The sequence below is a fragment of the Pedobacter sp. 22226 genome (genome assembly GCF_052045455.1).
GTDB classification, from domain to species: domain Bacteria; phylum Bacteroidota; class Bacteroidia; order Sphingobacteriales; family Sphingobacteriaceae; genus Pedobacter; species Pedobacter jeongneungensis.
In genome coordinates, this window is the sequence record NZ_JBQEPB010000002.1 from 749,058 (window position 1) to 761,127 (window position 12,070).

General features: G+C 38.0%; 17 protein-coding genes. 8 read left to right on the plus strand and 9 right to left on the minus strand.

Features of this window, described 5'->3' with window-relative positions:
• The first annotated feature begins 1 nt into the window (after window position 1).
• The 7 genes from ACTJKC_RS06710 to ACTJKC_RS06740 all read left to right on the plus strand — a co-directional run bounded on the left by ACTJKC_RS06710 (window position 2) and on the right by ACTJKC_RS06740 (window position 4,275).
• A complete protein-coding gene (locus ACTJKC_RS06710) occupies window positions 2–334 on the plus strand; it encodes a 2Fe-2S iron-sulfur cluster-binding protein (protein WP_025143142.1) in 333 nt (110 codons plus the stop codon).
• A 98-nt stretch (window positions 335–432) separates the two neighbouring features.
• Complete coding sequence (gene iscX, locus ACTJKC_RS06715) at window positions 433–675, plus strand: Fe-S cluster assembly protein IscX (RefSeq protein WP_025143141.1); 243 nt, start codon at window positions 433–435, stop codon at window positions 673–675.
• A gap of 74 nt (window positions 676–749) precedes the next feature.
• Window positions 750–1,277 carry a KdsC family phosphatase gene (locus ACTJKC_RS06720; protein ID WP_440790797.1) on the plus strand — a complete coding sequence of 176 codons (528 nt, stop codon included), beginning with the start codon at window positions 750–752 and terminating at the stop codon, window positions 1,275–1,277.
• A gap of 311 nt (window positions 1,278–1,588) precedes the next feature.
• Complete coding sequence (locus ACTJKC_RS06725) at window positions 1,589–2,419, plus strand: universal stress protein (protein ID WP_344849514.1); 831 nt, start codon at window positions 1,589–1,591, stop codon at window positions 2,417–2,419.
• Between the two features lie 103 nt (window positions 2,420–2,522).
• Entirely contained in the window at window positions 2,523–2,909 is a 387-nt protein-coding gene (locus tag ACTJKC_RS06730) for a Spy/CpxP family protein refolding chaperone (protein WP_316827665.1), read from the plus strand.
• Between the two features lie 69 nt (window positions 2,910–2,978).
• Window positions 2,979–3,545, plus strand: a complete 567-nt coding sequence (locus ACTJKC_RS06735; protein ID WP_440790798.1) for a Maf family protein — start codon at window positions 2,979–2,981, stop codon at window positions 3,543–3,545.
• 52 nt (window positions 3,546–3,597) lie between these two features.
• On the plus strand, window positions 3,598–4,275 hold the full coding sequence (locus ACTJKC_RS06740; protein WP_440790799.1) for a hypothetical protein: 678 nt from the start codon (window positions 3,598–3,600) through the stop codon (window positions 4,273–4,275).
• Window positions 4,276–4,329: 54 nt separating this feature from the next.
• On the opposite strand, the gene ACTJKC_RS06745 is transcribed toward ACTJKC_RS06740, so the two are convergent.
• The 8 genes from ACTJKC_RS06745 to ACTJKC_RS06780 all read right to left on the minus strand — a co-directional run bounded on the left by ACTJKC_RS06745 (window position 4,330) and on the right by ACTJKC_RS06780 (window position 10,822).
• Entirely contained in the window at window positions 4,330–5,244 is a 915-nt protein-coding gene (locus tag ACTJKC_RS06745) for a Ppx/GppA phosphatase family protein (RefSeq protein WP_440790800.1), read from the minus strand.
• A gap of 181 nt (window positions 5,245–5,425) precedes the next feature.
• On the minus strand, window positions 5,426–5,566 hold the full coding sequence (locus ACTJKC_RS06750) for a hypothetical protein (RefSeq protein ID WP_344849524.1): 141 nt from the start codon (window positions 5,564–5,566) through the stop codon (window positions 5,426–5,428).
• Between the two features lie 400 nt (window positions 5,567–5,966).
• Window positions 5,967–6,686, minus strand: coding sequence for a DUF72 domain-containing protein (locus ACTJKC_RS06755; protein ID WP_440790801.1), 720 nt, complete (start codon window positions 6,684–6,686; stop codon window positions 5,967–5,969).
• A gap of 193 nt (window positions 6,687–6,879) precedes the next feature.
• Window positions 6,880–8,040, minus strand: coding sequence for a molecular chaperone DnaJ (gene dnaJ / locus ACTJKC_RS06760; RefSeq protein WP_025143132.1), 1,161 nt, complete (start codon window positions 8,038–8,040; stop codon window positions 6,880–6,882).
• A 92-nt stretch (window positions 8,041–8,132) separates the two neighbouring features.
• Complete coding sequence (locus tag ACTJKC_RS06765) at window positions 8,133–8,714, minus strand: nucleotide exchange factor GrpE (protein ID WP_440790802.1); 582 nt, start codon at window positions 8,712–8,714, stop codon at window positions 8,133–8,135.
• Window positions 8,715–8,842: 128 nt separating this feature from the next.
• The gene (locus tag ACTJKC_RS06770) at window positions 8,843–9,526 is read right to left on the minus strand and encodes a cell division ATP-binding protein FtsE (protein ID WP_440790803.1); all 684 of its coding nucleotides are present in this window, start codon (window positions 9,524–9,526) and stop codon (window positions 8,843–8,845) included.
• A gap of 3 nt (window positions 9,527–9,529) precedes the next feature.
• Entirely contained in the window at window positions 9,530–9,733 is a 204-nt protein-coding gene (locus tag ACTJKC_RS06775) for a hypothetical protein (RefSeq protein WP_039476747.1), read from the minus strand.
• Between the two features lie 72 nt (window positions 9,734–9,805).
• Window positions 9,806–10,822, minus strand: a complete 1,017-nt coding sequence (locus ACTJKC_RS06780) for an acyl-CoA reductase (protein ID WP_440790804.1) — start codon at window positions 10,820–10,822, stop codon at window positions 9,806–9,808.
• A gap of 78 nt (window positions 10,823–10,900) precedes the next feature.
• Between ACTJKC_RS06780 and ACTJKC_RS06785 the strand changes: the two genes are divergently transcribed.
• Window positions 10,901–11,251: a 4Fe-4S dicluster domain-containing protein gene (locus ACTJKC_RS06785; protein WP_131536894.1), complete on the plus strand. Its 351-nt coding sequence runs from the start codon at window positions 10,901–10,903 to the stop codon at window positions 11,249–11,251.
• A 333-nt stretch (window positions 11,252–11,584) separates the two neighbouring features.
• Here ACTJKC_RS06785 and ACTJKC_RS06790 read toward each other — a convergent pair whose 3' ends face one another.
• Window positions 11,585–12,037 (minus strand): universal stress protein, encoded by a 453-nt coding sequence (locus ACTJKC_RS06790; RefSeq protein WP_344849550.1) that lies wholly within the window; start codon window positions 12,035–12,037, stop codon window positions 11,585–11,587.
• Window positions 12,038–12,070: the final 33 nt, after the last annotated feature.

A 12,070-nucleotide genomic window follows, 5' to 3' on the forward strand; every position in this document is an offset into this window, starting at 1 on the left:
TATGAGCATTTTTAAACTAAAAATAAATTTTGAAGAAGCAGATCACGAATCTATTGAATTGCCAATAGCAGCGGGCGAATCTGTTTTAGATGTTTGCCTGGATAACGGAATCGAATTACAACACAACTGCGGTGGTGTTTGTGGTTGCAGTACCTGCCATGTATATGTAACAAAGGGCATGGATAATATCGAAGAGATTTCTGATAAAGAAGAAGATTTTATTGATAGGGCCGTACGTCCGAAAATTACTTCCCGTTTAGGCTGCCAGTGTGTGGTAATTAACGGCGATATTGAAGTAACCATTCCGGACCAGTCTGGCTTTATGGGGCACTAGTTAGTCTGGAGTCTAAAGTCCTTAGTTCCCAGTCTGAAACTTTTCAACATTAAAACTTTACAACATTAAAACCTTTTTCAACAACGAACAAACAAAACATGAACAACGATAAATTTGCCTTACCTTTTTACTGGAACGATTACGAAGATATTGCAATGTCTTTATATGAGAAATTTGGCGATGATTTTACCGAAGCCAAAATCTACCGTATCCGCTTTACCGAACTGTTAGAATGGGTATTGTCTTTACCAAACTTTAAAGGTACCCGTGAGGAAAGCAGCGAAGGCCATTTAGAGCAAATTCAATCTGCGTGGGTTTACGAGTGGAGAGATAATCAGTAATTAGTCATGAGTTCGGAGTCTTTAGTCCTGAGTCGACTTAACTCCCAACTCCAAGCTCTAAACTCCAGGCTAAAATGTTTCTCCAAAAACTAAAAGAGATTACCACTTTCATTTTTGATGTAGATGGTGTGCTTACCGATGGATCTGTTCAGGTTACTGATAACGGTCAATCTTTGCGCACTTTTAACATTAAAGATGGTTATGCCATGCAATTGGCAGTAAAAAAGGGATATAACGTTTGTATTATCTCCGGCGGTGATGGCATTGCCATGGGCAAACGTTTCTTTAACCTTGGCGTAACCGATGTTTTTCTTGGTACCGGAGATAAGGTGGCCATTTTTAATCAATACCTTCAGGATAAAAACATTACAGCTGGCGAAGTGCTCTACATGGGCGATGATATTCCGGATCTTAAAGTAATGAAACTTGTCGGTCTTCCTACCTGTCCGGCTGATGCCGTAGAAGAAATCAAAGCCATTTCTACATTTATATCTCCTTACAATGGGGGCAAAACCGCTGTCCGCGATATTATCGAAAAAGTAATGAAAGTACAGGGCAGATGGCATGATGAAAATCCGAACGCCGCTGATTCGGGGAAATAGTTCATTAGTTCACTTGTCATTAGTTGATTAGTAACTGCAAACTGGTAATTGAAAACTGAATACTGTTTCATTTCTCTCCCGATCGTCATCCTGAACTTGTTTCAGGATCTGTTTGAAAAAATAAATACATATTAATTTCCCCGTTCCATTGCGTTTCAGTCGAAAGGATGGGAATCTCTGGAATGACCTTCCCATTATAAATCTTCCTCCTTAAAATTTGTAATAAATAAGATTATATGCGAAATTTACATTAGTAATTTAATCAATCGATTGATTAAATTATTACTTTAAAAAATGTTAATTTTAATAATATGAGCACATACCTTGTACCTGTAGATTTTTCTAAAACGGCAGATCATGCTGCCAGATATGCCGCCAGGCTGAGTTTTGCAATGGAAAACTCAAAAATTATCCTGCTTAATGCTTATTATGTTTCCGAATATGAGAGCATTCTGCCAACGCCGGATATGGTAATTACTACTGATGAGCACATTGCTGATGAAATTACCAAAAGGATGGAAGCCCTCGAAAAATTAAAGGCAAAAATGCTGGAAATAAATGCTCAGGCCGAAATAGAAATTTACCTGACAAGGGAAACGTTGCTGAGATCAATTATCGATCGGGTAAACAGGGAAGAGATAGAATTGATTATTATCGGTAGCAACGGTAAAAAAGCTAAAGATGAAAGTGATATCGGTTCAAATGCCATTAAAATTTCCAAATCAAGTCCGGTACCGGTTTTGGTTGTGCCGCCAAAGGCCGGTTATCAATCTATCCGTAAAGCGATTTTAGCCTGCGATTTTAAAAAGGTTAAAGAGGTAATCCCAATGCATGCCTTAAAAAATATCCTGAGCAAACATGCTCTTGAACTTTTGGTTCTCAATATCAATTCTGGTCATACCATCGACTCGGAAGAAGAACATTTTTTACACGAGATGCTCAAAGATTTTTCTCCGGCCTACCATTATTCCGATCATCCGGATACGATTAAGGGCATTGTGAAATTTGCTAAAAGTGAAGAAGCACAGCTGATTATCGCGCTGCCCAAAAAATATAGTTTTTTCGAAAGCTTGCTGCACGAAAGTGTATCCCAAAAACTGACGATTAAATCGCATGTACCTGTGCTGTTATTGAAAGATTAGTTTGTATTAATCTGCAACAGCTAAGTTACATTTACAGATTAAACTTTTGCTTTTTTACGCACTCCAACATGCTCAATTTTCAACCAAAAACAACAAAAACAACATGAAAAAATTAATGATGATTTGCGGATTGATGCTAGGAATAGCTGGTTTCGCTAACGCGCAACAAGGTGGTGGACAAGGCAGAATGATGATGAAGCCTGAAGAACGTGTAAAACAGTTAGACGAAAAATTAAAGTTATCTGATGATCAAAAAACAAAATTAACAACTGTTTTTACTGAGCAGGCAGAAACCATGAAAAAAATGCGTGAAGAAATGCAAGGTGGCGATAGAGATGCGATGAGAGAGAAAATGCAAAAAATGCGTGCTGATAACGATGCAAAAGTGACTGCAGTATTAACAGACGATCAGAAAAAAACTTACGAAACCTGGCAAAAAGAACAACGTGCCGAAATGGAAAAACGCAGACAAGGTGGTGGAAACAACTAAATCTTGTTAAAATATTAAATAAGAAAGCGGCTTTATGCCGCTTTTCTTATTTTAGCAAAAAATTAAAATATGCCTGTAAACTTTCCCCCTATTGTTTTAGCCTCCAAATCGCCACGCAGGCAAGAACTTTTAACCCTGATGGGCCTAAACTTTAAAGTAGAATTAAAAGATGTGGATGAAAGTTATCCTGATGGTTTAAGTCCGGCAGAAATTGCAGTTTATATTTCCGAGCAAAAAGCAAAGGCTTTTACCGGAGATGGCGAAATTGTAATCACCGCTGATACCATTGTAGCTTTAAACGGCGAAATTTTGGGTAAACCAACCGATAGTGCACATGCACAGGAAATGTTGCATAAACTATCAGGAAGTACACATGAAGTTTTTACAGGTGTAACCATTGTTAAAGGAGATAAAAGCCATTCTTTCTACGATAGAACAGAAGTTTATTGTAAAGCGGTTACTAGCGAAGAAATCGATTTCTATATCGACAATTACCAACCCTTTGATAAAGCCGGAAGTTATGGCGTGCAGGATTGGTGGGGTATTGTGGTAGTACAGCGTATTGAAGGCTCTTACACCAATGTAATGGGGCTACCTACCGAGAAGCTTTATAACGAATTGTTAAAATTTATTTAAATCTCTTTGTGGAATTTTCTTAAGATTTTCATCATCTAAGAAAACACGCCACATGAAAACGAGAATTAACGAAGTTACCATTGCCGAACCCTGCTCACAAAACTGGGACGAAATGGAAAAAGGAGCAGGTTTTAATTTCTGTACAGCCTGCAGCAAAAACGTAATCGATTTTTCAGGTTATACCAGCGCCGAAATTATTCAGGTATTGGCCAGTTCAGGCTCTTCTGTATGTGGTCGCTTAAGCCAAAGCCAGCTAAATCAGCTTAACCTTCACTTATCCATTGTACCAACCCGTAACCGGAACTGGATGAAATATCTTGGTGTACTGGCTATTGGTATGAGCATTTTCGTAATGGATGCAAGGGCTGAAAACCTTAAAATGCCGATTGAAATCACAAAAAGTATAAATAACAAAACGGATGATAAAAAGCCCGTTGTACCCAAAAAAATATATGGTTACGTTATTGGCGCAGATAAAAAGCCAGCTGCCGGGATCAGGTTATCCATTCTCGATACAAAATATGCCACTTTAACCGATAAAAACGGTCGCTATGAAATTCTTTTAGATAGTAAGTTTAATAGCAGTAAAAACCAGCTGATTGTTGAAAGCATCCGTTATTCGGCGTTTTTAACGCTCGATTTTTCTAAAGAGAAACAAAATAATCTTCAATTAAAAAAAGCTGAACCGATGATTATGGGAGAAATTGCAATTATGCCAATTAAAAAATAATCCTAAATTAATATACGCTAACTCGGTGATCCATCTGCTGATGGATCATTTTTTTTATGTCAGGCTAGCCAGAACACCCATTTTTAAATCATATGTAGACAGCGTTAACCTGTTTATTTTCGACCGGCCCAATACATAATTTGTAATCAAAGCAGCAATTACAATCATATCAACCCTTAAAGGGATTATTCCAGGCATTGCAGATCTTTCCTGATGAGTTGAATTCAGTAATTTTCCTGCTATTTCGATATAATCGTCGAAACTAAATCCGAAGGTTTTAGCCTTGCTAATGTCTGTTTTCAGATTATTTTTTCTGATCATCAATTCTGCAAAGGTTTCAAATGCACCAGCTGATCCGATCAGCACTTTTGGCTGGTATTTTTCGCAGATATCGAAAAGATCTTTGAGCTGGTTTTGAACATGGAATAAAATGGCATTTTTGTCCTCATCCGAGATCGGGTCTGATTTAAAAAATTGCTGCATTAAACGTGCGGCGCCAATGTTATAACTTTTTTTCCAGATCAGTTTTTCGGTATCACAAAGGATAAATTCTACACTTCCGCCTCCAATATCCATAATGAGTGAAAGATCGGTAATGGCACCACTCAGCTTAACACCCTGGTAAATCAGTTCAGCTTCTTCATCTCCGCTAATGGCCTCAATTGTTATTCCGGTTTGTTCTTTTACGGCTTTAACAAAATCCTGTCCATTTTCGGCACTCCGAACGGCTGAGGTGGCAGTAGCCCGAACTTTATTAGCTTTGTATTTGGCAATGGTATGACTAAAATCTTGAAGGCAATTTACACCTCTCTCAAATGCTGCAGGAATGATGATGTTATCGTTAATTTTTCCTTCGCCCAGTTTAACCGGCACATTGGTTTTGTAGAGGATCTCCAGTTCTTTTCCGGCTGTTTCGGCAATAAGCAAATGGAAGGTATTGGTTCCAAGATCGATAACGGCGACGCGCATATTTTTAATTTTTATTTTTTGGAAAGCAGAAACAGTAGTTCTTTGGAGGCTGTGGTCCTGCTATTCATTAAATTTCGTTAATGTTAGTGCTAAATTAAAGTTAGTTTGCCGAAATACCATTGCTATCAGGTTTATTTTTTCAGGGTTTGTGGCCTTTGGCAACATAGCGATTCGTAAAAATTTAGGCTATTGCCCGGCTCCATAAATAGTAGTACCAGCCACTGTTAGTAAACGGGATAGTAGCGGCAGCTCCCGATTCTTCATCGGGACTATAGCGTATAGCCCGGCTAACATTAAAATAAGCACTGCAATTGCTTTTCAAAAGGCTTAAATTTTTGAGCTATTTTCTTTTTTTGGAAAGCAGAAACAGTAGTTCTTTGGACGCTGTGGTCCTGTTATTCATTAAATTTCGTTAATGTTAGTGCTAAATTAAAGTTAGTTTGCCGAAATACCATTGCTATCAGGTTTATTTTTTCAGGGTTTGTGGCCTTTGGCAACATAGCGACCGGGATAAAATTTAGGCTATTGCCGGGCTCTCTGAATAGTAGCACAAGCTTTTCTGAATAAACGGGATAGCAGCGGCAGCTCCCGATTTAAGCACTATTTATTTTGTTTTTTATTGTGTGCTTGCTTTTTTCACAGGTTTCATCGGCACTATAGCGTATAGCCCGGCTAACATTAAAATATTCACTGCAATTGCTTTGCTGAAAAACTGAAATAATTTACTGTTTTACCAATTCCTGCAATTGTTTGGCATTGTGCAAAGCAGCTGTGCCCCAGGTATTATTGAAATAAACAAAAACCTCTTTCGTAGCATCTTCAACCTGGTTTTTAAAATCTTTAATTATTTTAATATCATATTCAGATTTGTATAAAACGGGCTTTCCATGAAAACGGTAATAAACCGTCTCCGTATTTTGAATGACCTCATCGGGTAGGTTAGAAGGATAGCTTTGTCCGCTAAAGATGATGTTGTTTTTAGCCAGTTTTTTATAAATTTCATCATGAAACCAGCTTAAATGGCGAAATTCCAGCACATTTTTTAATTCCGGATTTAAATGATCAATCAGTAACTTCAGCCTTTCTTCACTATAATCGAATTTGGGCGGAAACTGGAACAAAATGCAACCTAATTTTTCTTTCAGCCCTGATTGGATGGCCTCGTAGAAATCGTTAATCAGTTGTCCGCAATCATTTAACTGTTTGTAATGGGTAATTAAACGGGGTGCTTTAATGGCAAACAAGAAATCATCCGGACTTTCATCGTACCATTTGTCGAACGATTTTTGCGTGGGCATTTTGTAAAAGGTAGAATTGATTTCTATGGTGTTAAAATGCCCGCAATAATATTTAAACCAGTTTTTTTGTGCCAATCCTTTCGGGTAAAAAACTTCTTTCCATTCCCGGTAATAAAATCCTGAACAACCAATTCGCCATTTCATATATAGAAAACAGGTGATGGCCGGAAAGGTTTAAAAGTTGTGTTTTCTCAGCGGCTAAAGGTGTTTAATATTTTTATGTAAATGAGCAATAATATAGACTCGTGCGGTATTAACATAACAAACCAAACCCGGTACATTAAACAAAAAAAAGCCGATGTTTATGGCATCGGCTTTTGCATTTATATTGAATTAATTACTCGAAATATTCTTTCATTCTTTCGAAGAAACTCTTGTCATTTTTACCTGGCTGAGGCTTAAAGTTTGGCGATTCGCGTAACTTCTCTAAAGCACTGCGTTCTTCGCTGCTTAAAGCTTTTGGTGTCCAGATGTTGATGTGGATAATCTCATCACCTCTGTGGTAAGAATTAACTTCAGGCAAACCTTTGCCTTTTAAGCGTAATAATTTTCCGCTCTGTGTACCCGGATCGATTTTGATTTTTGCTTTACCATCAATGGTTGGTACCTCAATGCTCATGCCTAAAGCAGCATCAACAAAGCTTAAGTGTAAATCATAAACGATGTTATTGCCTTCGCGTTTTAAGGTTTCGTGAGGGATTTCTTCAATCAGTATGATCAAATCTCCCGGGATACCGCCATTTGGTGCCGCATTTCCTTTTCCGCTCATGCTTAACTGCATGCCTTCGCTTACACCTGCAGGAATGTTAATGGTAATGGTTTCTTCGCCACGTACTACGCCATCTCCATGACAAACTGTACATTTTGAGGTAATCTGTTGTCCGCTGCCATTACAGGTAGGGCAGGTAGATGCAGTTTGCATCTGGCCCAAAATGGTATTGGTTACCCTGCGCACCTGGCCGCTGCCACCGCAGGTACCGCAAGTACTTACCGATGATTTATCTTTTGCGCCAGAACCATCGCAGGTTTTACAAACAATCAGTTTATTAACCTTGATTTTCTTTTCTGCACCATGTGCAATTTCTTCTAAAGTTAATTTAACTTTTATACGAAGATTAGAGCCTTTAGCTACACGGCGACCGCCACGTTGCTGGCCACCACCGCCGCCAAAAAAGCTTTCGAAAGGATTGTGGCCACCAAATACATCGCCGAAATTGCTGAAAATATCGTCCATATTCATGCCGCCGCCGCCGTAGCCACCGCCACTTGCACCGCCAACTCCTGCATGACCATATTGATCATAGCGTTGTTTTTTTTCTGCACTGCTTAAAACTTCGTAAGCTTCGGCAGCTTCCTTAAATTTATCTTCAGCAGCTTTGTCTCCAGGGTTTTTATCCGGGTGATACTTAATCGCCATCTTGCGATAGGCTTTCTTGATCTCATCAGCAGCTGCACCCCTGGTTACGCCTAATACGTCGTAATAATCTCTTTTACTCATTTTCTTTTTAGAATGACTGAATGATTAAGTGGTGGAATGATAGAATTATTACATTCACTCATTCTGACATGCTCACATTCAATAATTATTTTTTACGCTCCAACTACTACTTTCGCAAAGCGGATCACATTATCATTTAAGGTATAGCCTTTTTCAACTTCGTCGATTACTTTTCCTTTAAGATCCTCACTAGGGGCAGGAATGTTGGTAATTGCTTCGTGGAAATCGGTATTAAAAGGCTGGTTAATGCTTTCTACATCTTTAAGGCCTTTTTGTGCCAAAGTATTTTTTAATTTATGGCTAACCAATAATATACCTTCTTTTACAGGAGCTACATCGGCAGCAGTTTCCATTGCTTTTAATGCACGGTCGAAATCATCTAAAACAGGCAAAAGCGATACAATTACGTCTTTACCTGCTGTTTGCAATAATTCTACGCGTTCTTTTTGAGTACGGCGTTTATAATTGTCAAATTCAGCATATAAGCGTAAATATTTATCATTAAGCTGTTGAACTTCGGCTTGTAATTTTTCTTCAGCAGATAATTCCGGAGCCTGCTCAGTTTCATTTGTAGAAGCATCAGTATTCTCTACATTCTCAGCAGTATTTTCTGATGTGTTTTCAGTATTCATTATATTTTCTTCTTTATCGTTATTTTTCTTCTTATTAAACATAATACCAGGCTGAATTTTTTGGTGTTAATCTCAACTATTTTGCCATAAACGGAAATCAGCCAAGCTGTCAGATTTATTTGGATTTATCTGAACAGTTTGGCTGATTAGCTGACGGATGTCAGAATTTTTTATATAATTTGGGCATCTTCATGTACTACTCCGCTTTCACATTTGATAATACGCGAAGGGAATGTACGGATGATGTGGTAATCGTGAGTGGCCATTAAAACCGCGGTCCCCGCCTGGCTGATTTGTTTTAAAAGGGTTACAATTTCTTCTGATGTTTCGGGATCTAAATTTCCGGTAGGTTCATCAGCAAGAATAATTTCCGGATCGTTTAACAAAGCCCTTGCAATTACAATACGCTGCTGCTCGCCGCCAGAAATTTCGTGTGGCATTTTTTTGATTTTAGAACGTAAACCAACTTTATCCAAAACATCTTTAATGCGCTCGTTAATCAGTTTTTCGTCTTTCCAGCCTGTTGCTTTTAACACAAACTCCAGGTTTTTTTCGATGGTACGATCGGTAAGCAATTGAAAATCCTGAAATACAACACCTAATTTGCGGCGTAAAAACGGTACCTGGCTCTCTTTAAGGTTTTTAAGGTCGAAACCGGCAATGTTTCCTTCACCGTTGCCAATATGAAGATCGCCATATAATATTTTAAGCAAACTACTCTTGCCCGAACCTGTTTGGCCGATCAGGAACACAAATTCGTCTTTTTCGATGTGTAAATTTACGTTTGAGAGGACTAAATGTTTCTGTTGAAAAACATCAACATTGCTTAAATGAATTACTGAGTTGCCTGCCATATTTTATATTTCCAATTTTGCAATCTGCCCGAAAGGCAAATCTTTAACCATTTCCATAATGTAATCCTGCTTGTCGCCAAGTCCGAGTTTTTCCAGAGATTTATCAGGCCTGTCTACCCTAAAATAAGCTAAAAGTGTAAACTTGTCATCTCTTAACTGTACGTAATCCGGAATTTTGGCTATGCCTTTAACTTTAACGATATACATTGTGTCCAAAAATAGCTATTTAAGCTGAAAGACCAAAGGAGAAAGACTAATGCTTAAAGATTAAAGTGAGATTCAGTTTAGGTTATTTAAAAACTGAATGGTATTCACATTATCTGCATAATCCCACAGTTTCGGGTGCTGGCTTTGCCCGAAATCAAATGTTTTAAAATTTAAGGGCGATTTTGTAATGATGCACTGGATGTTTTCCGATTTATCCTTTAACCGGGCTTCTACCTCCTGAAGGTTATCGTATTCTTCATAAAAAAGAACGGCTAATGGCGAAGTTAAATTTTCATCTTCTTTTAATAATAAAAAGCCATTGTCATAGTGCTTGGCAGCATTTACCAGATAAATGGATTTGTTATAATCGTAATTGTTATTGTATTTAAAATGATTAATAATGGGCTGAAAACTTTCAATCCCTTCGTAAAAGTTTGCAATGTCGTAATCTTTAGGGAAATAGATTTTAGATACATTTCTACAGCCTAAGCCAAAATAATCGAAAATATCAGCGCCTAAATGCTGTATGTCTTCAAAACTCTCCGTACCATCTAAAACCGCTACACTATTTCTGTTTTTACGGATAATGTTGGGAACTTTGCCAAAATAATAATCAAAATAGCGGGAAGAATTGTTGCTTCCTGTGGCAATAACGGCATCAAAGTCTTTCAAACGCTCTACATATTCAATTTTTTCCTCAAAAGCAGGTTCTATTTTAACCAGTTCGGCCAGTACCGCTTTAATTAGTTTGTCATCTGCCGAAGAAAGTTTGATCAGGGCAATATTTCCTGTTGCCAAAACGCATAAAACATCATGCAAACCTACCAAGGGGATGTTGCCAGCCAAAATTAACCCCACCTTTTTAGGAGAGTTAGTTATTTTTACTGACTCGAACCAGGAGGCCAAATCATCTGCATTTAACATCTCGGAAAATGATAAAATAGATTTTTTTATATTTTCCTGCGTAAACCAGGCATTGCCACTTTCGGCGCTATAAAATGCATTTCCTAGTATGACAGTGGGGTTTGTAAGCTTTTGGCCAAGTTGAACAAATGCGTTTATGGCTTTTTCGTGAGTTAATGCTGACATATTTAGAATTATTATTAATTGATTATATCTTATATTTGCGGTGCAAAGGTAAACTAAGCAAAAGAATTAGACGAAAACATGGCAATTAAAATAACAGATGAGTGTATAAATTGTGGGGCTTGCGAACCGGAATGTCCAAATAACGCAATTTACGATGCCGGTACTGCATGGCGTTTTTCTGATGGTACCAATTTAGAAGGTATCATTGATTTTGGTAATCAACAAATCGAAGCTGATGCAACTCAGGAGGCAGTTTCGGATGAGGTTTATTACATTGTATCCGATAAGTGTACAGAGTGTAAGGGCTTTCATGACGAGCCTCAGTGTGCGGCAGTTTGCCCGGTTGATTGTTGTGTGGATGATGAAGATATCCGCGAAACCGAAGAAGAATTATTGGCTAAGAAAGCCTGGTTACACCAGGAAGGATAAGCTTCTATCACATATTTTAATGAAAGTCTCGCGTGAAGTGAGACTTTTTTTGTTTGAGTAGTTTTTAGTTTTTGATGCCACGGATGCATGGATTGGCACGATGATCAATTCAATCCCAATAAACTATTCGATTAACAAAACCTTAATGTTCTTAATTTCTTAATGGTCAGAATATGGAAGAATACCGCAGAGGAAAGGATCCTTCAACTCCACTTAGGATGACAACCGCCAGAAACAATTTCCGATAATAATTAATTTTTTGCCACGGATGTACGGATTAACACAGAGGTGTTTTTTTGCATCATGCCAACCAATGTACGAATGACTAATGAACTAATCTACCTCACATTTATTAGGGATAATTAAAACCGGGCAGGCCGATTTACGTGCCACATGTTCTGCCACGCTACCCATTAAAAAGTGATATAAGCCGGTTCGTCCGTAGGTACCAATCACGATCAAATCAGATCCCCATTCGTCTGATTGCTGAATAATACCATGTGCGGCAGTGTCAACAATGCTTAAATAAGTGGTTGAAATCCCCTTACCATATTTAGTTTCCATTTCTTTCAATAAAATATGGCTATTTTCTTCACTATTGTCGTAGGTTTCCAAAAATACCGGTGCCAAAGTTAAATCCGGGTTTACATTGGCTGGAACAGGTTCGATGATGTTAACCAATGCTACTTCAGCTCCGAATTTTTCAGCCATGTCGTAACCGGCTTTTGCTGCTTTTTCTGAGCAGGTACTGTTATCAACGGCAATTAATATTTTTTTAAAATTCATAGCGGTATATTTAAAAGGTGAACATCATAAAAA